The following is a 22,270-nucleotide window of genomic DNA, read 5'->3' on the forward strand; positions in this document are numbered from 1 at the left end:
TTCCCCGTAAAGTGTTACAGTTTATTGAAAAACAAGGATTGTTGTGAAAAAAGCTCTTCTTAATATCAAAGTACTATCTACCTTTGGATTGATAAGTGTTATCTGTTTATCACTAAATCTCATTTTTGATTTTACTTTTTCGACAACCTCCAAGTCCGTAAATCCTATCAGTTTTCAAACTGAGCAAACGCCTGTTCAATTTGTAGAATCAGCCTTTGTAAAGGGCATCATGTTCAAACATATTCAGCGCACTGAAAAGCTATCCGGTATCAAAGATGCAATGGGTTCAGGTGTATGTGTCATAGATTTCAATCAAGATGGGTATGAAGATGTATTTGTTGTGGGTGGCGAAGGCGTTACTCGTCGATATGGAAAACAACATTGGTGGAACAACCCGACAGGTTCCAAGCTTTATCAGAATATCGCCGGAGAGTATTTTACAGATGTCACCACCTTAGCAGGAGAAGCGCAGTTACCTGGTGGATATGGCTGTGCTGTTGGCGATTTGAATGACGATGGATATCCAGAGCTAGTTTATGGTAAAACTAACGAATTAATCTTGCTCACTAACATAAATGGCAAAACTTTTAGTCGGTCCACAATAGGTGAGATCCCAAAACCTTACTGGCCGCTATCGATCACTATTTGGGATCACAATTTAGATGGCAGGCAGGATATTCTCGTCGCCAACTTTCTAGATTATGAGAATGACATAAAGATAGGGAACCAGGAATACGGTTATGAAACCGATTCGCAATTTAATGCTGAAAACTACAATGGATTAAGAAACGCAATTCTGCTGAATAGCGGTACCCAAGCCAATACACCTACTCCTCTATTTGAAACTCTGCAACTATCAAGTTATGACCGAACTTTAAGTATTATACCCAAACAAATTATTGCCGGAAATAAGTCCGCTTCAAGCGGCTACTATATTGCAAACGGCTCAGGTTCAAATTCAGACTTTATTGATTTTGGCGATAACCAGACAAGTGACCTCTTTACCAAACTATTGAGTTTTAAGAAGTCCCCCAACGTTCAACTCAGTTCTATAAAGGTTGCAGATAAAACTGCATTGTTGTTCATCCCCTTTGGAGGGGGAAGCACTCAATTGCATTTGGCAGGTGAACAAGTAAACAAGGACAGAGCTTGGCAATTATTCGCAACGTCCGATAAGGACGCTTCAGTGCAATCTTGGGGAGCAATTGTTGAGGATTTAAATAATGATGGCCGTGAAGACTTCATCATAGCAAAGGGCAACGCAGAACCCCATATTGACACCCCTTATGTGCCAGTAGGAAATGTCAATTCCGGAAGACTTCAGATAGCCAATGGGCGATTTGAGTCAACTTTATTTTCCCAGTTTCCCACACTAAAACGTTCCTCCCGAGGGATCGCGTCTGCTGATTTTGACAACGATGGGAAACTTGATTATGCCGTAAACAACAATAATGGTGTGCTGTCACTGTATATGAATCGCACTGACACCAATAATAATTGGATATCTTTCACCTGTCAGCCAATAAACCTCTGTAATCTAGTAGAATTTACGTTAAACACTGAGTCAAACACGCAGTTAGCAACCAAGACATTAGTGAAGCCTCAGCCCTTTCTGTCTTCAAGCCAACGCAGGGTGCATTTCGGCCTAGGTCAATTTGATTCTGACGTATCTCTTAAAGTGACAGGAACTAATAACAAAAATATTTTTGAAAACTTAGCACTAAACAACATTTATCAGTTGAGTTTGGCACAAGGCAAGATCGACATTATCTCGAAAAAAACAAGAAGGCATAGTGACTCAATTGAGGCCGGCCATTACAATTTGTTTGCGTATATAGATTTACCGGTAAATGAACTTATTCCCGCTCTATCGCAAACAATTGATCCCTCGCTTAGCTCACTGCTGACATTTGCCAGACAATTACACCATGATAAATTTGTAACTGTGAAAATTTCGCAGGCGAGAAGTCAGGAAGTCATCACACTAATCAGTTGGTTATTTAACCAGATGCAGCGATTTCCGCCATCGCTGCAGCGTGGTGAACTTTATGCCATGCTTATTGAGTTAATCAGCAAAACCGAAAGTGATCTGTTTGTCGAACACTTGGATTATTTGATTCGTTCACTGCCAGAATCGCAATTTTGCCAACTAACAGATAACCTTAATTACTGGTTCTGGGAAGAAGAGGTGGCTCCATTAAATAAGCCAGCACTGAAGTCTCAGTTATTGCACCGCGCGCTGAGAACGCCCTTCGAATCTGAGACAATTTGTGCGCTTCACGCTTTGAGCGCGAGCGAAGACCCAACAATAGGCGCTTCGCTCATGGCATTTCTTCGCCAGGACCAACAGAATCAACACGCATCAAACGCCCTAATTGCATCCGTCATTAGAACAATTGGCTTTTTGAAGTACCGAAAAGCACTAGCCCCATTAACGCAGATCTGTTCCAACGTTAACGAACCAGTTCTTAAAGCCGAATGCGTAGTGACGTTAACTAAACTTGACGTAAAACCTGGCAGGATAAAATCTATTGTTGAGCGGACTGAAAATGATGAATTGGTATTCAGCCTTCATACTGACAGACTTGTTTTACAAAACGTTTTTGGGCACACAATGACGACGGAATCGAACCCAACTAAAACTTCGTGGGTCAGCACCTACCTTAATTCGACTCTGTTTAGTCATTTTTCCATCGCCCATACTATCGATATTGTCTCAGCAGCAACAGAGCAGGATAAATTGCGAGCGATAAGTCATCTTAATCGGTTGCGCTCAGAAAAGGATATTGAACGCATTATCTTAAAAATGAACCAACTCGGTCTGCCCCTGTCTGAAAATTACTCACAGTTACTTCTAGAGCATTATCCTGAACAATCTTGGTTTATTCCTTACTTAACCTTGCAAAGCTTAAAGTCCTTTTTCGAAAACCAAGATTTAAACCAGTACTCCCAAGCATTTCAGTCAGCTATATCAAAGGAGTGTCGTATTCGCGCTTCTTTAACAGATTATTGTAAGCAACGCTTTGAGCCAGACATGAAGTACCTTAGAAGTGGTTTTAGTGCTATTTTGGAAGACAACCCCATGGCACTTAGTTACTTGATGCAATCCGACTCAAAGGTGAAAAAACGGGTAGTGATAAATCAACTGGCCCGTGCTGCGCGAAATGTACACAAAGAAGGGTTAACAGAACAAAGCCCACAGCTGACCAGAATTTTTGAGTTTTTGTATCTTCAGCACAGTTACACCGATGTCTCTACTAATCAGGTAAATAATGTTTGGATTGCTAGCTTTATCCGTTACGCGCAAGCTAAAGGTTATGTACTTGATTCGCAGTGGCGCCGGCATTATGGGCTCGCATCAAAAAAAGCTACTGACTCGCTGGTGCTTTGAGCACTTTTACGCTGACACTGTCTCGTGCAATATCTATAATTGGATTCGTATCAACTGATTGTTTTAGATTAACCCAATCTAAATACTTCTGGTTGAGTTTGCGAAACTTAAGTGTGGCTGAAATAGTAAGTGGTGATGTGGCCCAGTCTGGCACTATGAGATCAAATTCTACGACGTCAGTAGACCCCGCAGGGATCACATTAACATAACTTCGCCCAACCATATTGAACAAGTCGTGACGCCATACTTCTTTACCGTGTCTGTCGATTGCGATTTCTTTGTAAACAACCGTGTCTGCCCCCAAGGACCCGTCTGTTTGCAACTGACCACTGGAGGTGACAAGACGTTGCTGTCCGTCATATACCTTAAAGTCAATCCAAGCTTCATTTAAGTCTATGGTACCACCGGGAAAACTATGCCCAACGCCTTGATTCGTCAATAACACTTTGATTTTTTTGTGCTCTCCCCGATACATCGCAACCGGATATTTGTGCTGGTTTCTCAGCTCAGCTTTAAGGTACAGTGCGCTTTGTTTGGCCTGCTCATCTTCGGGAGGCTCAATCGACAACTGAATTTTGTCTTGCTGCAGAAATTCTTTGGTCATTTCAAATAATGTTTCGTTATCGAAATGTTTCGCCAACATTACGTTGGCACCGACAAAGTAGTGAGAACGTACTTGCCCTGCGCCATCGGCTGCGATGTCTTCAGCCTTTATCATCGGCATGTGGCAGTCTTGGCATTGTTTGTTTTGTGGATGAGAAAACCTCAGCTCTTTAGGCGAATTAAACTTACTGTTTGACCAAGCTAGAAATTCATCCTGCATTTTTACCCAGCCCCAGTTATTCATGGATTTATCCATAAACTGGATATGACATGAACTGCAAAATTGCGACTCTTGCAGCAGCGGTGATAAAAGATCCTTCGCATGACGCTGTGGAACCAACTTTAGCGCCTGTTGATGTAAAAAATTAAGAGGCCATACATCCACATTGGCAAACAGATATGATTCTCTGGGGGAAAAATGATAACTTGCCACCCCTTCTGAGCTAGTTAAGTGACTCACGCCATGACATGACATGCAGCTGATCCCTTCTTTGTTTGCAACAGTACCTAGTTTACCTCCATGGCTCCCCCCCGGTGTTAACTGTCCAGTTAACAAAGCCACTGGTGCGTGACACCCCTCACAATATCGGGTTGGTGCAATGCCCTTAGATTCCGTCAGCAAATTCACGTTTCGTACGTATGTAGGGTCATCCGCCGCATGTCTGTGCGTAGAAGCCATCCATTGCTCACCTATCCCTTTATGGCATTCAATACATTGTGCAGATTCTGCAATATGCCTTCGTTGTACAAAAGTACCACTCTCGGTCATAGTTAAGCTGGGCAAAAAAGGACCGTCGCCATAAGCATAAAGATAATCGTCCACCGTATTATTTGGGTAGTTATTTTGGATTAAGTAGTTTCCAATCAACAGGGTAATGGTGATAGCACATGCAACCCCTACTACAACTAAAATAGGTTTGATTATTTTATTAGAAAGCGTAACAAACCCAGACGGAACGCTTGAACGTCTGTTTCTTGGGAATGTTATGTAATGCCAAATTAAATGAACGACTAACAGGAAAAGCGTTAGGATTGCACACACTATGTGGCTGTCGAGCAACCAAGCTTGTTTTTTTAATACTCCGGTAAAACTGATCAGAACACCTGTTAGCGCGAGATAGCAGATTGCAAGAAATAAAATCACGCCAAGAATGATCGAGCCAGTCCGTCGAAAACCCACCGTTCGTTTAAAATGCTTATAGGAGTAAAAAAAGAAAATGGCACCAATTACATAACCTGCAAACAGGTGCACAAGGGCTAGCGCCTGACGAAGCCATCCCCAACTTAGGTTCAGCGCATAAGAAGTAAAACCACTAACAACGAGAATTAAGAAAAGGGCAATAAAGCCGTGTAATAGAGAAATTTCCTGTTTATGTTTGTCTGGTATTCCCACTACGGCACGTCCATGTTACTTCTGGCCTTGTTTATTGAGCATGGAAATATATCAAGGGGAGGTTCGAACAGCCAGTTTTAATTTTATCGGTATGGCGACATGAAGTCAGTGATCGAACAATAATAGCGTTGGCCTTTCGGTCAATACAGACTGTTGGCTTTTTTCAGAATGTAGTTCACAGGCCTTTAGCGTTCTCGTCATGTTTGTGAAGCACTTGAAGTGAATCGGTTATAGCCGCCAGCCAGGGCAGCAATTTTTCTTACTCTGTTCGGTAGAAAGCCAATGGAATAGGTAATTTCTGTCAGACACGCGCGACAATGATTTTGTCATACATGTCGCGCTCTACTACCATTTCTCGAGCAGCGGCTAGCGTAAGAAGGGTTTTACCGCTGAACTATTTATGCTCTAAAATTAGTAACTTAAATACCGTTAGTTTAACAAACCTCTAATGATTAGATTGTTGGGTCAAACGCCTCTTGGCCAGCTTTAGCTTTACTCTCATCCGCAAACTCAATACCCGTATCGGCGAAATCTTGCGCAGATATGTTATGTAAGTTATCAGTACAAACATCCCCACCGAGTGATTGAATTACCTTGCACATCTCTTCCACCTTGGTATCCATTTGATGCATATGCTCTAGCATAATGCCCATGGCATTAGCTACTGGGTCTGGATTATCTGGTGCAACAGCGTAAGCATCGAACCCGTATTTTTCGGCAATTTTATTGCGGTTGGGGTTCAGTTGGACGGCGTCGCTTTGTTGTTTAGAGATAATAATTCGTCCAGGAATACCCACTGCAGTAGCCCCCGCAGGTATGTCTTTCACCACCACGGAGTTTGAACCTACTTTGGCATTTTCACCTATGGTAATAGGGCCAAGCACTTTAGCGCCCGCGCCCACTACCGCGCCTTTTTCTAACGTAGGATGACGTTTCCCCGGCGTCCAACTTGTACCGCCCAATGTCACCCCGTGATACAAGGTAACATCGTCGCCCACTTCTGCAGTTTCACCAATCACTACGCCCATGCCATGGTCGATAAATACACGGCGCCCTAAGGTAGCGCCTGGGTGAATTTCAATCCCAGTCAGCCAACGGTTAAATGTGGAGAGACTGCGTGCCAACCATTTCCAATTAGCTTTCCACAATTTGTGACTAACACGATGCAGCCACACCGCATGTAAACCTGGGTAGTTGGTTAAAACTTCAAAGGTATTTCGTGCCGCAGGGTCACGATGAAATACCCCTTGAATGTCATCTTTAATTCTGGAGAACACAAGTGCCTCGCCTAGTTACGTTATTAGCTATTAGTTATTTTCTTTATCTACTTTTGACTCAGGGTCAGACGCTGGAGCGTTATCTCCTTTCACCGATTTATCAATAGATGCCAAAATACCACGTAAAATATTAAGTTCTTGTGACTCAGGACGGGCACGGTTGAACAAACGTCGAAGTTTAGTCATCACTACACCAGGATGGCTTTTACGAATGAAAGAGGTGCTTTCCAAAGTCGTTTCCAGATGAGTATAGAAACGCTCTAAATCTTCGTTTAGTGGGTACTCTTCTTCAACGCTGGGGTAGGTTTCACGATTTAGATAAGCCATACGAATTTCATAACATAAGGTTTGTACCGCGGCGGCTAAGTTAAGCGAGCTGTATTCAGGATTTGCTGGAATACACATATGGAAGTGACACTGCTGCAACTCTTCGTTGCTTAATCCACTATTTTCACGGCCAAATACCAGTGCTACGGGGAAATTACTGACTTCTTGCACTAATTTTTCGCCGCATTCACGTGGCCCAAGCATAGGCCATGAATGGGTTCGAGAACGAGCCGAAGTACCGACCACCAAGCCACAATCAGACACGGCTTCTTCTAACGTATTCACTATTTTAGCATTGGCGAGAACGTCTCCAGCACCTGCAGCCAAGGCACTTGCTTGGCCATCAGGCTCATGAACAGGATTAACTAAATAAAGGCTACTCAAGCCCATGGTTTTCATGGCTCTGGCCGTGGAGCCAATGTTACCAGTGTGTGATGTACTCACCAAAATAATACGGATGTTCTCGAGCATGCTTTTTATTACCTGTAGCCTCGTCAATATTGAGCGAATTGTAGCACAATGGCGGTATAGATGGCTATCTGAAGACCTACTTCGATACCTCAAACCACTCGCCATCATCCGTAGTTGTGCAACCTACCCACATTTCATTTGCATCACACGGCCATTCTGGTTAAGATGCGCGCGTTTTGAACACCTTACCTTGTAGGTCACTTGCGGAAAGCGCTCGTTGGGCTAACCTATGGTCAAGGTCTGTTCTTTGGTCTTTTACAATTGGTGGTTTATCTATGCATCCTATGCTGAATATTGCGGTGCGCGCAGCGCGTGCGGCTGGCACAATTATTGTTCGTGGTTTCGAAAAACACAACGAAGTAGCAACTGAATCAAAAGGCGCTAACGACTACGTTACGCAAATTGATAAAGAAGCTGAGCAAGCTATTATTGCTAAAATTCAGCAATCATTCCCAAATCACTGCTTTATGGGCGAAGAGTCTGGCGAAACTGCCGGCGCAGACACTGATTTTCAGTGGATTATTGACCCATTAGATGGCACCACCAATTTCATTAAAGGCATTCCTCACTTTGCCGTTTCTATTGCATTACTTCACAAAGGTCGTCTAGACCAAGCTGTTGTATTCGATCCTATCCGTAGCGAATTATTCACTGCTAGCCGTGGACAAGGCGCCCAGTTAAATGGTTATCGTATTCGTGCGTCTAAGCCTCGTGATTTAAATGAGACTATTCTCGCTACTGGCATGCCGTTTAAAAACAAAGCTAAGTTTGGCGAGTATGCGCTAAGCCTAAACAAAATTTTCCATGAGTGTGGCGACATTCGCCGTGCAGGTAGTGCAGCGTTAGATTTAGCCTACGTTGCTGCAGGCCGTCATGATGGCTACTGGGAACGTGGTATTAAAACGTGGGATATCGCAGCAGGCGAACTTATTGTTCGTGAAGCTGGCGGCCTAGTCACCGACTTTAAAGGCGGTAACGATCCACTTTATAGCGGTGAAATTGTTGCTGGTAGCGCCAAGGTAGTTCAAGGCTTAGTTAAGCATTTAAAATAGCCTTTGCATTTTAGAAGGCAGCTCATTGATTTAGCGTCTTGTATAAAATGAAAAAAAAGCGGTGTTCATACACCGCTTTTTTGTGCCTGTTTATAAGCTGGCTATTTTTGCTAACTTATAAACAGGCTTTGCTGCTCGCTTAGTAGCTGGTCTTATTGCTAAATTTGTAACCGCTTTAGTAGCTGGCTTTAGTAGGCGCTTTAATCGCGGTCTTTGAATAAACCGATGCAGAAGATGGCGTAATGGTTGTATCAGTATCTCGGTTAGTTTCTTGCGACTTTCCCTTCAAGCCAAATAGTAGTCGTGTAACCATGTTTCTTTTGGCAAGTTCATAAGTTAGCGCACAACCAACTAACGTAAATAGTAAAATGAGCACAAACTGAATGCCTACTGGAAAGCCTATTGAATGAAGGCTATACGCGGCCACTACAATCAGTGTTTGGTGCATCATGTAGTAAGGAAGCACACCGCCATTAAGGTATTTTACCCAGCCCATGGGTTTATTTAAGTAACGCTTACCAAAGCCTAGTATCGCCGCTAACCAAGCCCAATGATTCAGCACTACAATATAACCTACCATCACTCTGAACCACCAGAACTCAGTGAGCCAATCGCCAACAGGCCCAAACACGTCATGCCTATCGGCAATAATAAGTGAATACATGCACAACGCCACCACCGCGCTTACATAACGAGTACGCTCTAGTGCTTCCCATAATTTGGGCTGCAAGATGATAACGGCACCTACCACCATAACAAGGCAGTATTTAGCATGGCTGTACCAGTCATTAAGCAAATCGTGTGTAGTGGGGTACGTATTTCGCAGCATTAGCCATATTGCGACCATTGCTGTAGAGGATGCAAAAGAAAAGCTTATTATTCCAATCTGGAGCTTTGCTAACTGAGCCATTATCGGAAACAGCAAAATTAACAGCAACGAATACACCCACAAGTAAGGTAAAAACCAAAGGTGATTCCACGTGAGTAAGCCAATGTCAGAATGACGCTCGGCAAGCCACTGAGTATTAGGGTTAATGTATTCTAAATAGAACTGCGTAAAAGTGGTGTCTATCACCCCATTAACCGTCCATTCAATATAAACTTGTGGGGCAACTATCACAAACATGCCAAATAATAACGGAATCATTAATCGTTGAGTTCGCTGAGTTATCAACTCCCCTGCCCGTTTTAAGAATAAAAGCGGTTTAGGCTCTACGCGCGTCAACAATACCGTCAGTACCATCGAAGAAATTAGAAATAACAGCGACATTCGCCACTGATTAGTTAAAATCATCACGTCTTGCAGCCACGCTTGAGGCTGTTCACTTTTGATATGCCATCCCCATTCCAACACGTAGTACATACCAATGTGATAGAGAATTAACACACCAAACGCAATAACTCTTAATGCATCGAGTGCATAAAATCGGGTTGATTCACTGCGATTTATTGCTTGTGTCATTTCTGTCTGTCCTATTCAATAACGTAGTAATAGGGTTTGATATAACGTACATTTTCTTACTTGCACTAGCATAGAGTGACGAGGGAATGAGTAATTGGGGGTAAGCGGTGGGTAGCAGTGACGAAAAACTCAGTCAGTTTTTTCGCAATACAGAGCGATATCACAAATGGGCAGCGTTTTTACTGCTAGTGATATATTTATTTTTAAATAACTCGATTAATGCTGCATCAGATTGGACAGAGCTATCGAGGGATTCAAATAACAGTACGGCTTTGTGGGAGCCTTATCTGTGGGAATATAGCAGTGCATTGGCCACTGCATTATTAGTCGTCCCCCTTATTTATTTCATTCGTAAACTTGATACTCATTCATTTAGGGCAAGGACATGGCTACTTTGGCATTTTGCGTTTGCGAGCCTTTTTTCAATTGCACATGTCACTTTGATGGTAGCCTTTAGAGAGCTGTGCTATTTACTATCGGACAAAGAATATAATTTCGGGCCTATAGCCAGCGAATTTTTCTATGAGTACCGTAAGGATTTATGGGGTTATATCACCCTTATCACCTTTTATTACATCATAATGTTCAGTTATAGAAGACTTATAGGAGAGGCTTCCGTTATTCGGGAGCATGATGAGCCTGTGGAAGTTAATGGCGCTAGAGGGGATACCCCCACCTCGGGCATGCCTGACAATTTGTTGGTAAAAAAGCTAAACAGAGAATTTTTAGTAAAACTTAGTGACGTCTATTGGGTAGAAGCATCGGGCAATTATATCAACCTTCACACCTCAAAATCGACGTTTCCATTGCGATGTACCATGAAGCACTTTTGTGAAAGCGCAAGTGAAAAAGGCTTTATTCGCGTTCACCGTTCCTTTGCTATTCAATACACATTCATAAACAATATTGCATTTGAAGAGAGTGGAGACGGGACCGCCATTTTACTGGATGGAACAGAGGTACCTATATCACGGCGATACAAAGAAAGTTTGAAGTCGCGATTAACCCCTAGCTAAACGGGAATCATTGTAAGAGAAAATACACTTAACGATAGGTGTATTATAATAGCGCGTCCTCTTTAAGCGCATTTCTCGGTGTTATATGGGCGGGTTTAAATGAATGGAAAAACGTTTCGAATTTTTTTGCCTGCGCTGGTTTAGCAATAAAATACCCTTGACCAAAATGACAACCAAACTCTGTTAACATCTCAAGTTGAATCTCGTCCTCAATCCCTTCAGCAACCACTTTAATATTTAGGTTTTTTGCCATCTGAACGATAGTCTTGCATAGTGTGGTACCCGCTGAATCGATACCTAGCTGTTGGACGAAACTTTTATCAATCTTGATAATATCAATTTTTAACTGTTGCAAATAAGATAGCGAAGAGTAACCCACTCCAAAGTCATCAATAGCGATCTCAACGCCTTTCTCTTTCAGTAAGCGTAGGTCTTCAACCACTTTCTTCCTGTCAGTCATCAATGCCGTCTCGGTGATTTCTATCGCTATTGCATTTGCGCCTAAATTAGCGGTATCGAGACTGAGGATCAATTCAGATAACCAGTTGTCTTCTGGCTTTAATTGCGCGGCGGAAACATTAATATTTACGCAAAATTCAGGGCATAAATTCTGTCTGAACACGCGGACATTGGCAATAGCATTTTGAAGAACCCAATTTCCCAGCTCAACAATTAAGCCATTTTCTTCCGCAATAGGAATAAAGTCCTGAGGTGAAATAACGCCCTTCGCAGGATGATGCCAACGGATTAAGGCCTCAGCCTTATCAATTTTTCGTGTTTCAATGTTATAAATCGGTTGATAGAAAAGTTCTAGTTCGTCATTTTTTAACGCCTGGCGTAAATCGCTTATCACCAGTTTTTTGGCTTCTAGTTTTTCTAACATTGAAGCGTGAAAGAAACGATAGCAATTCCTTCCTGACGACTTTGCATCGTACATTGCTAAGTCAGCTTTTTTCATTATCTCTTCTGCAGACTTACCACACTCTGGATACGAACTCGCGCCAATGCTAGCGGTAATATGAACACTTTCATCTCGAATCAGGAAGGGTTTGTTAAACTCATATCTAATTCGATTAGCAATACTTTCAATAACGCAGGGTTCTACCACATTCTCTAGGAATATAGTGAATTCATCCCCCCTAGTCGCGCAAGGGTATCCCCTTTGTTAATAATGGCCTGTATACGCTTTGCTGCATCAACAATTAACAAATCACCATAATCATGGCCTAAGGTATCGTTTACTTCCTTAAAACCATCCAAGTCGAGAAATAACAAACTAAAGGTATGAGTCTCTGAATTTTTACTTACCTCGTTGATTAATTCATAAATATAACGCCGATTTGGCAAACCCGATAAACTATCTTTATAAGCTTGATCACGTAATTCAATATTGGCCTTTTTCAACTCACCGGTTCGTTGTTGTACCGTGCTCTCTAGTAAGTTATCCCGAAGGGAGATAGTTTCTAACATTGAGTTAAATCCCTTCGTTAAATCCCCTATTTCATCAAAAGAACTGAATGTCGCTCTTATTGAGTAATCATGGCTGTGAGTCACCTTATTCACCACTGCTGCCAAGCGCAAAATAGGATAGATAAAACGCTTGCTGGCAAAGAGTGAGAGAAAAAAGCCAAGAATGATTATGGTGATAAAGATAGCGCCTAGAAATATTAGGTAAAATGACACGTGTTTTCTTATTGAGCTATCATCCGTATAAATAATAAGTGAACCATAATATGAGTCATATGCTTCTAACGAAGCCTCAGTTTTAGTGAGGGCTTGCTTATCTAATCGTGCTGCATTCTCAGCGATATCAATTGACGTAAACTCATCACCCTGCTCATCAATCACACTCACCATGACCACACTGTCTTGATGGGCTAGTGGCTCTATAAGTTCATGGATAGTTTCTTTGTCATTAAAAATGAGTGATGCAGTTACATTTGGCGCCAGTATTTGTGCCAGTGAGTTTACCCGCCTAATCTCAGCACTGCTTAAGATATTGATTTGATACACAGACATGACTAACAACGTAATAAGTGTAGAAAACGAAGCCACAGCCATGAACATAGCCGTCAATCTAAATAATAGTGAACGCTTTTTCAGGAACATGCTCACCATGGCTCTCGCGGCGTGTCAACAACTCGCCCCAATCTCATTACCTTCGAACTTAAGACGATATTTGACCTATTAAGCCTTTGTGGCGCTATTTCAAAACGTATTTTTCCGCCCGTTTTGAATAAGTTTATATGTCCCGACCACTGAGCAATATTCTTTGACTCTGAAATAATCATAGTACTGACGAACTCAACACTATCAAGAGAAACTGGCTGATGTTCGTTTCTTTCTACGATAAACAGTGAGTGACAACCCGCCTCGGCATGATCAATGTAAGTAGCCACTACAGGCTTTCCTTTTACCCTCTGATTCGCAAGTGTAATTTGCGCTGCCTTTACAAAATCAGAATCGTTGCTGCATATCCTATAGAAATCACTGGTATTGGGATCGAACCACTCACCAGTACTGTAAAGCGCAAAGTTGTAGATAAACCCCGCTTTTATTGCATTTTCTCTGTTGCTAGAGCGAGCATGAGACTCACTCAGTGACAGAGCGCTTAAAGAGATGATTAGTACTATTTTGATGTAATTCTTCATAGATATTTACTCAAAAAAGTAGCTGAAGTTGATTACAAAAGAAGGTTCAATAAACGAAGGAACAACAAAAAGTTGCCGTGTATTTGTATACTCAACCCTATCGCTAATAAACAAATTATTTCCGGTCGCACTGAACTGAAGGTTCTCCGATAATTGCCATTGCCATGACACGTCTAACGCATAGTAGTCATCAGTACTGTACGCTTCTCCCTTCTCCCAGCGAGTAGTAGTAAATAGTGAGTGAACATCATTAAGCTGCAAACTTGTTTTAAACAGCCACTGTTCGACTTTTGAATTTTCGCCCGTCGGTGATTGTAAATTTTCTGAGAGATCGTAGTCGATTTTCGCAAAACTATAAGTCAGTTCTGTATTGAGCCAAGAAGCGACTTGCCAATCTACAAATACCTCTCCCCCATAGGTATCAAGGCTACCGTCAGAGACAAATGTCTGAATAAATGACGCAGGCGGAATTATCGCAACGTCTGTGGTAAGGACATTATCAGCATCAGTTTTAAACAACGATAAATCGATATTAAGTTGCCTCGCGTTGTAGCGGTAACCTACCTCCTTTGAAACTGACTGTTCAGCTTGTATATCTCTATTTCCTTGGATGATTTGCGCCAATATAATATTGCCGAATGGGATACCGGCAGCCCGGAAGGATAGATCCATTTCAGTAAACGATGGAAAGCGACTGCCTTTTGATATTGAAGCCCAGAGCTTAGACATCTCACTCACTTCCCAGATCACCTTAACTGAGGGTTGATGCTCCCATCCTATGGCACTATTTCGTTCAACTTTAGTTCCTACGCTAACGCTAATTTGACTAGGAAGGTGTTCATACTGAGCCTGTAGAAAAGCACTGTAATACTGCAAGCTATCAAGGTCATTCAGTGAGGTGAGATAGTCATTGCTTGTCAGCTTCAAATCGATATGTCGATAATTTAATCCAAAGTCGAACTGAAACGTGTTGATTTGCGAACTAATTAAATAATCGATACTGACATCGTCTTGTTTGTCTTCAAAATAAAACGAATCGTACTCTTCGTTGTTATAGGTTAACTGGAAAACTTGGCTGGTATTGGTATCGATAATATGGTCAAGACGAACCGCAAAATTAAATAAGTCTCTTGTTTCTGTATCTTCGTTAAATTGGGTAATATTTGTTACTAAATCAGGTGTTAACACGACATTTCTAATGTCTATATTTTGATATTCCCCCTGTACTAGCATGAACACAGTATCACTTAAATTGAGATCGAAGCGTGTACCGACCCCTTGAGTATGATTGCTATCGTTGGGAGAAATGGTGAAATAGGCATTGTTTGATTCACGTAGGTTTTTGCTAAAAGCGTGAACCCTAAACGACCCCAAAGAATCGAGATCTTTGCCAAAGCGAATTGAGGCATTTGTCAGTTCGCTTCCCACCTCTAGGTTGCTCAACAAGCCACGGGTATCTTCACTGTGTTTTGTAATAATATTGACCACGCCGTTGGTGGCATTATTTCCCCACGATAATCCTCCATTGCTTCTAACCACTTCAATTCGTTCAATATCATATAACGGAATATTAAGTGCTTCCCAGTTGACTCCACCATCAACGGCATCGTATATGCTCTGTCCGTTCACGAGCACTAGCATTCGGCTAGAAAAACGCCCAGCAACCCCTCGTAACGTAATAGCCCAGTTGTTGTTATCGATTTTCCGCACCTGTACTCCAGGTACAAGTGACAGTGCTTGGGGAATAGAAGTCACACCTGAACGTTTTATTTCATCGCCAGGGAGAACATAAATGGAAGCAGCATTTTCCTCTGCATCACGTAAGCGACGGGTAACAGTAGAAAGTTGGACATCTAAATCCATTAACGCATCTAACGCTAGATGGTTACTATCTATCGTCTGCGAAACCGCCCAAAGGGGGGTGAGCAAAGCAAGCAATAGTCCGGTTAAAACTTTCATCCATTAATCACCCAGAAGAGACTATATGCATTTTTCTGATTAGCATTTATAGACTAAGAAAAGAGTACGTACTAACCCAAACCCTGTTATTGATAAATCATAGAAGTCTTTCCACAACAGGTTAGGACGCTTAAATTATAATCTAAGGGTGTATATATGGATGTAATACTTAATGATAATTTTTAAGTTGAAAAGATATAGAGGGAAGCTAACCTAACTTGTATGTAAGGTGACAAGGGTGATGACAAAAAAAAAGCTAGTCAATTGCTGACTAGCTTTTTGTATCTTGTGAACCTAGCGTCAAAAATTAGGGCATTGGATCTAAATCAGCGCCTTCTTTTTCTACCTGAGGTGGCATTAAATCTTCTTTACTGATACCCAGTGCTAGTGCAACTGAGCTTGCAATATAAACGGAAGAATACGTACCAACAACAACACCAAACAACAATGCAGTAGCAAAACCATGAATGAGTGCACCGCCTTTATAGAACAAGGCAATCAACACTAATACCGTGGTGAGTGATGTAATGATTGTACGATTCAAAGTTTGCGTAAGCGAAATATTGATAATATCAACTGGCTCGCCCTTACGAATCTTGCGGAAATTCTCACGAATACGGTCACACACAACAATAGTATCGTTTAGCGAGTAACCTATTACGGCGAGTACCGCTGCCAGTACCGTTAAATCGAACTCTAGTTGTAATACTGAGAACAAGCCTAGTGTTAGGATAACGTCGTGAGCAAGAGCCGAAACAGAGCCTAATGCAAAGCGCCATTCAAAACGCATTGCTACGTAAATCAAAATACAGATAAGTGCTACCAGCATGGCCAAACCGCCCTGCTCAGTAAGCTCTTCACCCACATTTGGCCCCACGAATTCAATACGGCGCATATCAACAACGGTACCATCAGCGCGAAGCGCTTCTAGTACTTGCTCGCCAATAGTAGCGGCTTTTACGCCGTCACGAGGGGCAATACGAATAAGTACTTCATGGCTACTTCCGAAGTTTTGCACAATAGCATCTTCGAATTCAGCATTGTTCAGTAACTTACGGATAGACTCCAAGTTCGCTGCATCTTCGTAACCCACTTCAATAAGGGTTCCGCCAGTGAAGTCTAACCCCCAATTTAAGCTATTTACGCCTAACGACACAAAAGAACCCAAAATAAGAAGCGTTGATAACACCATGGCAGGCATGCGTAGACGCATGAAATTAACGGTTTCGGATAAGTTTAATAGCTGCATAATTTGCTCCTAAATCGCCAATTTCTCTATGCGTCTACCGCCCCACACTGCATTAACAATAACGCGTGTAACCAAAATGGCAGTAAACATAGATGTTGCAATACCAATCATCAGCGTAATAGAGAAGCCTTTAATTGGACCGGTTCCCACTGCAAACAAAATAAGTCCAGCAAGGAAGGTAGTAATATTGGCATCAAGGATGGTAGAAAACGCACTGTCGTACCCCTGATGAATAGCTTGTTGTGGACTACGTCCATCTCGCAATTCTTCTCGGATACGCTCGAATATCAGCACGTTGGCATCTACCGCCATACCTACGGTAAGTACGATACCCGCCATTCCTGGTAAAGTTAACGTAGCACCTGGGATCATCGACATAATGCCTACTATCATCACCAAGTTAGTAATTAGTGCCACATTAGCGACTATGCCAAACGCTTTGTAGTAAATAAGCATGAAAACAAGCACGGCAATCACACCGTAAACAATGGCTTGTGTTCCTAGCTCAATATTTTCTTTACCTAAACTTGGCCCTACTGTGCGCTCTTCAACAATTTGAATAGGCGCAATCAATGCACCGGCACGGAGTAACAGGGCTAAGTCACGGGCTTCTTTCGGTGAATCTAGACCCGTAATTTGAAACTTACTGCCCAACTGTGCACGAATAGTGGCTACGGAAATAACCTGTTCGTGCTTTTCGAAGATTAGCTTGTCGTCTTTATTACGCTCGCCGTTCGACTTGTATTCAATAAATACCGTAGCCATTGGTTTGCCAATGTTGCCACGGGTCGAGCGAGACATTTTATTGCCGCCCTCTGAATCAAGTGAAATATTAACGTTAGGTAAACCGTACTCATCAACGCCGCTGTTCGCATCAATGATGTGGCTTCCGGTAAGCATAATGCGTTTTTCAAGAAGCTGAGGAATGCCTTGCTGGTCTTCAATAACTTGAGAACCGGCTGGTACGCGGCCATTTAATGCATCACGTACATCGTTTTTCTGGTCAACCATTCTAAATTCTAGCGTTGCCGTTGCATTTAGAATTTCTTTTGCACGAGCGGTGTCTTGAATACCTGGGAGTTGCACAACAATACGGTCAGCACCTTGCTTTTGAACCAAAGGCTCAGCAACACCTAACTGGTTAACACGATTACGAATAATAGTAATGTTTTGCTTAACCGCATTCTCGCGAATCTCTTGAAGTTTAGCTTCTGAGAAAACCGCGCGAAGAACTAAATCATCAGTTTGGTTTAACGTAAGGTCACGATTTTGATTGCGTAGGAAAAACTCTGCTTTATCAAGCGTTTCTTCATCGCGGAAGGTAATTTCTACGTAGTCGTCTTTTTGCGTAACACCGCGATAGCGAATGCCTTCTTCACGAAGAGAAGTACGAAAACCGCTTTCAGCATCTTCCAATGACTTGGTGATCACTTCGGTCATATCCACTTCCATTAAGAAATGAACGCCGCCGCGTAAATCCAAACCAAGTTTCATTGGCGTGCCACCTAACCCTTCAAGCCATTCTGGCGTATCAGGTGCAAGGTTCATTGCCACGAAATAATCGTCGCCAAGAGCATCTTCTAACACTTCACGGGCAACTAATTGAGTGTCTGAATCTGAAATTCGAACAAGAATTTGTTCATCTTCAAATTCGATGCGTTTGGGGGTAATGCCTTTAGCCGATAATGCAGACTCAACTTGGCCTACCATCGACTCGGTAACGACAGCATCACGACCTGCAGAGATCTGCACCGCGTGATCTTCACCGTAAATGTTGGGAAGTGCATAAAGTGCGCATAGTCCAATGACGATAAGCGTACTTAGCACTTTCCAGATTGAATTTTTATTTAGCACTGGATAGTTCCTTTCGTGCCAGTACCGGGAAGGTCCCGGCCCCGGCGTTTGTCAATTACAGCGACTTCATAGTGCCTTTTGGCAACACAGCTGTTACAGACGACTTCTGCACAACAATGTTGTTCGTGTCGTTAAGAGAAATTTCGATAAAATCTTTGTCGTCAGACACTTTCGTAATACGACCAACAATACCACCTTGCGTTAGCACTTCATCGCCTTTACCTAATGAAGTAACTAAGTTTTTATGCTCTTTTACACGCTTCGCTTGAGGGCGATAAAGTAGGAAGTAAAAAATTAAACCGAATACGGCCAACATGATGATCATTTCCATGCCACCGCCTTGTGCAGCGCCGCCAGAAGCTTGCGCATGTGCGCTTGAGATAAATAGGCTCATAAAATTCCCCAAATATTTTCGTTGTTATAGTGCCGGAACCGGCATATTTTTTTGTTCATAGAAAGTGTGTACGAATTCGTCCAACGAATCTGCTTCAATAGCATCGCGAAGGCCTTGCATAACACGTTGGTAGTAACGAAGGTTATGGATGGTGTTTAAACGCGCACCCAAAATCTCATTACACTTATCTAAATGATGTAGATAAGAGCGAGAATAGTTTTTACAAGTGTAACAGTCACAATTTTCATCAAGGGGCGAGGTATCGTTGCGGTGGACCGCATTACGAATTTTCACTACGCCATCGGTAACAAACAAATGACCGTTTCTTGCATTACGGGTTGGCATAACACAATCGAACATATCGATACCACGGCGCACCGCTTCTACAATATCTTCTGGTTTACCTACACCCATTAGGTAGCGTGGTTTGTCTTCTGGAATTTGCGGCGCAGTATGGTCGATAATGCGGATCATATCTTCTTTAGGCTCACCAACCGATAAGCCACCAATAGCATAACCATCGAAGCCAATAGCTTCTAGCCCAGCTAGCGATACATCACGCAGACCTTCATACATGCCACCTTGGATGATACCAAACAAAGCAGCAGGACTGTCTCCATGAGATTCCTTGCTTCGCTTCGCCCAGCGTAATGACATTTCCATAGAAACGCGCGCTTCTTGCTCAGTGGCAGGAAAAGGCGTGCACTCATCGAAAATCATCACGATGTCGGAACCCAGATCGCGCTGCACTTCCATTGATTTTTCTGGCGTAAGTAAAATCTTTTCGCCGTTAATTGGCGAACGGAAGGTTACCCCTTCTTCAGTGATTTTACGCAAATCACCTAGACTGAATACTTGGAAGCCGCCTGAATCGGTAAGGATAGGCTTATCCCAATGCATAAAATCATGCAGGTCGCCATGCTGACGTATAACGCCTGTGCCCGGGCGCAGCATCAAGTGGAATGTATTGCCAAGGCAAATATGTGCACCACTGTCTTCTAATTCTTCAGGGGTCATCCCTTTTACTGTGCCGTAAGTTCCCACTGGCATAAATGCTGGGGTTTCTACCACACCACGATCAAAAACCAGACGTCCGCGTCTGGCTTTACCATCGGTTTTCAACAACTCAAATTGCATGTAAAGCGTTCCCAATCAGGTGCGCGCTCTGGCGCTGGGTCAAACGAAATTGTGGGCGATTATACCAGTTATTCTTCTGAGATCATGCCCAATACGCATGTTTATCGTTGAGATAAAGAAATAGGGCGGTCATCCTCTGCCCTATTCCCTAAAATATCGCTGAAGCTTTATCTTTCAATTAGGCTTTTTCGATAAACATGCTGTCGCCATAACTGAAGAACCTGTACTCGTTCTCGATGGCTTCTTGATAAGCATTCATCACATTTTCTCTACCAGCAAAAGCACTTATCAGCATCATTAGTGTCGATTCGGGCAAATGAAAATTAGTGAACATGGCGTCGACTACTTTGAAGGTAAAGCCCGGATAAATAAAAATTTCAGTATCTGAGTAAAACGGCGCAATCACAGGGTTTTCACCTGTATTACTTTCGATTGATTGCTCTGCACTGGCTTTTGCCGCAGATTCTAACGAACGTACCGATGTAGTGCCTACCGCAATCACCCGCTTACCTTTTGCTTTGGTTGCCAATACGGCATCTACCACTTCTTGAGATACCTCGGCATACTCAGCATGCATTTTATGCTCTTCGATATTTTCCACCCTTACAGGTTGGAAAGTACCTGCACCAACGTGCAAAGTAACAAAAGCCAAGTTCACGCCTTTTGCTTTTAACGCCGCAAGCATATTGTCATCGAAGTGTAAGCCCGCCGTTGGCGCAGCAACTGCGCCTGGCGTTTCATTGTAAACCGTTTGATAGCGTTCTTTGTCGGTAGATTCATCAGGGCGGTCAATATAGGGTGGCAATGGCATATGGCCATACTGCTCTAACAATGAAAGTGCCGTTTCTTCATGGTCGAAGCGCAACAAGAACAAAGCATCATCACGCCCTTCAACCGTGATATTCACATGCTCTTCTAGCAAAAGGCGGGTACCTGGCTTTGGCGCTTTACTAGCGCGCACATGTGCAAGAGCGGTGTTCTCGGTTAAAATACGTTCAATAAGCACCTCAACGTGGCCACCGGTTTCTTTCTTGCCTAACAGCCGCGCAGGTATAACCCGCGTGTTATTAAATACCAGAAGGTCACCCTCTTCTACTAACGACAGCATATCGTTAAACATAGCGTGAGTAACTGCGCCCGACTTACCATTCAACTGAAGTAGACGGCTTGCCGTTCTATTTTCTGTTGGGTACTTCGCAATCAGGTTTTCTGGTAGTGTGAAGCGATAATCTGATAATTTCATATTTACTATTTAAAACGCTAAAATTGAACTAAAGAATTAAGACAAAAGTTGAATATTAAGTAAATTTAAGTTTTATGCACATTGGTTAATTCAACCGAAATACACCTTCAACCACTCATTCAACCTGTTATTTTTATTAGCCTAAAGTAGCCATGTATAATTTACTATACCTACTTATGGAACCCAATACGGTCGAATATCAAACAAAGATAGAAGAAAAAACCTTAAACGGTTAAGATTTATCCCAGATAGTGATGATGTTCTCCCTTAACATTCCTTATCTTAGACCCGACACTTGTCGGGTTTTTTTTCGCTTGTCGATTGCTATCGACTTCTTAAGCGAGCTTTTCACTTCATATCCTTTTGCAATGAAGCATTTTACCTGTTTGTATCGTCAAGATCAGTTAAGATTTCTTCTATTAATGCCGCATCTACTGCTCTCGCTTTAAGGACGTATAATATTTGTACTAACAAATCTGCGCCCATGATGCCTTTATTCACCTTGTTTCTTAAATTATCAGCACTTTGTTCTACACCAATGTCGGCTAAACGCTGACTGAGCGCTTGATATTTCACTCCACGCACAGACATTTCAGACTTAACGAGTCGCGCTACGGTTTGTCGCCATGCATTTTTAGCACTCAATTAAACACCTCATTTGTGACGTATATTTTACAAAAACATACTTTTTTACACATTAAAAGCATATTCGTTATTGACGATTATGGCATAATACGTCTACACTGCAAGTCAAGAATATTGGCGAGTGCGTAAATTGTGGTTACAGTGGC

16 protein-coding genes and 2 pseudogenes are annotated in these 22,270 nt (G+C 42.5%); 3 read left to right on the forward strand and 15 right to left on the reverse strand.

Annotated elements, in window-relative coordinates; all coding sequences use genetic code 11:
• Positions 1-43: 43 nt before the first annotated feature.
• Entirely contained in the window at positions 44-3,391 is a 3,348-nt protein-coding gene (locus ALT761_RS13955) for a CRTAC1 family protein (RefSeq protein ID WP_129739539.1), read from the forward strand.
• Here the strand turns inward: ALT761_RS13955 and ALT761_RS13960 are convergent.
• The 4 genes and pseudogenes from ALT761_RS13960 to trmJ form a co-directional block, all read right to left on the reverse strand.
• Positions 3,369-5,387 carry a multiheme c-type cytochrome gene (locus ALT761_RS13960; protein ID WP_129739540.1) on the reverse strand — a complete coding sequence of 673 codons (2,019 nt, stop codon included), beginning with the start codon at positions 5,385-5,387 and terminating at the stop codon, positions 3,369-3,371. The two genes, ALT761_RS13955 and ALT761_RS13960, sit on opposite strands and share 23 nt — an antisense overlap.
• Before the next feature lie 143 nt (positions 5,388-5,530).
• Positions 5,531-5,778 (reverse strand): annotated as a pseudogene (locus ALT761_RS20805) (PhoH family protein); the annotation flags it as partial.
• Positions 5,779-5,839: 61 nt separating this feature from the next.
• On the reverse strand, positions 5,840-6,664 hold the full coding sequence (cysE, locus tag ALT761_RS13965; protein WP_129739542.1) for a serine O-acetyltransferase: 825 nt from the start codon (positions 6,662-6,664) through the stop codon (positions 5,840-5,842).
• Positions 6,665-6,694: 30 nt separating this feature from the next.
• Complete coding sequence (gene trmJ, locus ALT761_RS13970; RefSeq protein WP_129739544.1) at positions 6,695-7,462, reverse strand: tRNA (cytosine(32)/uridine(32)-2'-O)-methyltransferase TrmJ; 768 nt, start codon at positions 7,460-7,462, stop codon at positions 6,695-6,697.
• A gap of 275 nt (positions 7,463-7,737) precedes the next feature.
• Between trmJ and suhB the strand changes: the two genes are divergently transcribed.
• Positions 7,738-8,514 (forward strand): inositol-1-monophosphatase, encoded by a 777-nt coding sequence (gene suhB / locus ALT761_RS13975; protein WP_129739546.1) that lies wholly within the window; start codon positions 7,738-7,740, stop codon positions 8,512-8,514.
• Positions 8,515-8,689: 175 nt separating this feature from the next.
• On the opposite strand, the gene ALT761_RS13980 is transcribed toward suhB, so the two are convergent.
• Positions 8,690-9,976 carry an acyltransferase family protein gene (locus tag ALT761_RS13980; RefSeq protein WP_129739548.1) on the reverse strand — a complete coding sequence of 429 codons (1,287 nt, stop codon included), beginning with the start codon at positions 9,974-9,976 and terminating at the stop codon, positions 8,690-8,692.
• Positions 9,977-10,083: 107 nt separating this feature from the next.
• Here ALT761_RS13980 and ALT761_RS13985 point away from each other — a divergent pair, with 107 nt between their 5' ends.
• Positions 10,084-10,992, forward strand: coding sequence for a LytR/AlgR family response regulator transcription factor (locus ALT761_RS13985; protein ID WP_129739550.1), 909 nt, complete (start codon positions 10,084-10,086; stop codon positions 10,990-10,992).
• A gap of 43 nt (positions 10,993-11,035) precedes the next feature.
• Here the strand turns inward: ALT761_RS13985 and ALT761_RS13990 are convergent, their stop codons facing one another.
• The 10 genes and pseudogenes from ALT761_RS13990 to ALT761_RS14035 form a co-directional block, all read right to left on the reverse strand.
• The gene (locus ALT761_RS13990; protein WP_442858151.1) at positions 11,036-11,950 is read right to left on the reverse strand and encodes a putative bifunctional diguanylate cyclase/phosphodiesterase; all 915 of its coding nucleotides are present in this window, start codon (positions 11,948-11,950) and stop codon (positions 11,036-11,038) included.
• Positions 11,951-13,110: pseudogene (locus tag ALT761_RS13995) on the reverse strand (diguanylate cyclase domain-containing protein); the annotation flags it as partial. It lies immediately after the preceding gene.
• Entirely contained in the window at positions 13,104-13,643 is a 540-nt protein-coding gene (locus ALT761_RS14000; protein ID WP_129739556.1) for a YfiR family protein, read from the reverse strand. The gene ALT761_RS14000 and the pseudogene ALT761_RS13995, both read right to left, overlap by 7 nt.
• A gap of 6 nt (positions 13,644-13,649) precedes the next feature.
• Positions 13,650-15,602, reverse strand: coding sequence for a TonB-dependent receptor plug domain-containing protein (locus ALT761_RS14005; RefSeq protein WP_129739558.1), 1,953 nt, complete (start codon positions 15,600-15,602; stop codon positions 13,650-13,652).
• A 307-nt stretch (positions 15,603-15,909) separates the two neighbouring features.
• Positions 15,910-16,851, reverse strand: coding sequence for a protein translocase subunit SecF (gene secF / locus ALT761_RS14010; RefSeq protein WP_129739560.1), 942 nt, complete (start codon positions 16,849-16,851; stop codon positions 15,910-15,912).
• 9 nt (positions 16,852-16,860) lie between these two features.
• Positions 16,861-18,705: a protein translocase subunit SecD gene (gene secD, locus ALT761_RS14015; RefSeq protein ID WP_129739562.1), complete on the reverse strand. Its 1,845-nt coding sequence runs from the start codon at positions 18,703-18,705 to the stop codon at positions 16,861-16,863.
• 55 nt (positions 18,706-18,760) lie between these two features.
• Positions 18,761-19,099 (reverse strand): preprotein translocase subunit YajC, encoded by a 339-nt coding sequence (gene yajC, locus ALT761_RS14020; RefSeq protein ID WP_013783253.1) that lies wholly within the window; start codon positions 19,097-19,099, stop codon positions 18,761-18,763.
• Between the two features lie 24 nt (positions 19,100-19,123).
• Positions 19,124-20,236 carry a tRNA guanosine(34) transglycosylase Tgt gene (tgt, locus tag ALT761_RS14025; protein ID WP_013783252.1) on the reverse strand — a complete coding sequence of 371 codons (1,113 nt, stop codon included), beginning with the start codon at positions 20,234-20,236 and terminating at the stop codon, positions 19,124-19,126.
• A 178-nt stretch (positions 20,237-20,414) separates the two neighbouring features.
• Positions 20,415-21,479: a tRNA preQ1(34) S-adenosylmethionine ribosyltransferase-isomerase QueA gene (gene queA / locus ALT761_RS14030; protein ID WP_129739564.1), complete on the reverse strand. Its 1,065-nt coding sequence runs from the start codon at positions 21,477-21,479 to the stop codon at positions 20,415-20,417.
• A 378-nt stretch (positions 21,480-21,857) separates the two neighbouring features.
• Complete coding sequence (locus ALT761_RS14035) at positions 21,858-22,124, reverse strand: DUF6471 domain-containing protein (protein WP_013783250.1); 267 nt, start codon at positions 22,122-22,124, stop codon at positions 21,858-21,860.
• Positions 22,125-22,270: the final 146 nt, after the last annotated feature.

The sequence above is a fragment of the Alteromonas sp. 76-1 genome, assembly GCF_900654235.1.
Taxonomy (GTDB): Bacteria; Pseudomonadota; Gammaproteobacteria; order Enterobacterales; family Alteromonadaceae; genus Alteromonas; species Alteromonas naphthalenivorans.

Coding starts and splice junctions, on each gene's coding strand:
- trmJ (WP_129739544.1), bottom strand. CDS start 7,462: ATGCTCGAGAACATCCGTATTATTTTGGTGAGTACATCACACACTGGT.
- suhB (WP_129739546.1), top strand. CDS start 7,738: ATGCATCCTATGCTGAATATTGCGGTGCGCGCAGCGCGTGCGGCTGGC.
- ALT761_RS13980 (WP_129739548.1), bottom strand. CDS start 9,976: ATGACACAAGCAATAAATCGCAGTGAATCAACCCGATTTTATGCACTC.
- ALT761_RS13990 (WP_442858151.1), bottom strand. CDS start 11,950: ATGAAAAAAGCTGACTTAGCAATGTACGATGCAAAGTCGTCAGGAAGG.
- ALT761_RS14000 (WP_129739556.1), bottom strand. CDS start 13,643: ATGAAGAATTACATCAAAATAGTACTAATCATCTCTTTAAGCGCTCTG.
- ALT761_RS14005 (WP_129739558.1), bottom strand. CDS start 15,602: ATGAAAGTTTTAACCGGACTATTGCTTGCTTTGCTCACCCCCCTTTGG.
- secF (WP_129739560.1), bottom strand. CDS start 16,851: ATGCAGCTATTAAACTTATCCGAAACCGTTAATTTCATGCGTCTACGC.
- yajC (WP_013783253.1), bottom strand. CDS start 19,099: ATGAGCCTATTTATCTCAAGCGCACATGCGCAAGCTTCTGGCGGCGCT.
- tgt (WP_013783252.1), bottom strand. CDS start 20,236: ATGCAATTTGAGTTGTTGAAAACCGATGGTAAAGCCAGACGCGGACGT.
- queA (WP_129739564.1), bottom strand. CDS start 21,479: ATGAAATTATCAGATTATCGCTTCACACTACCAGAAAACCTGATTGCG.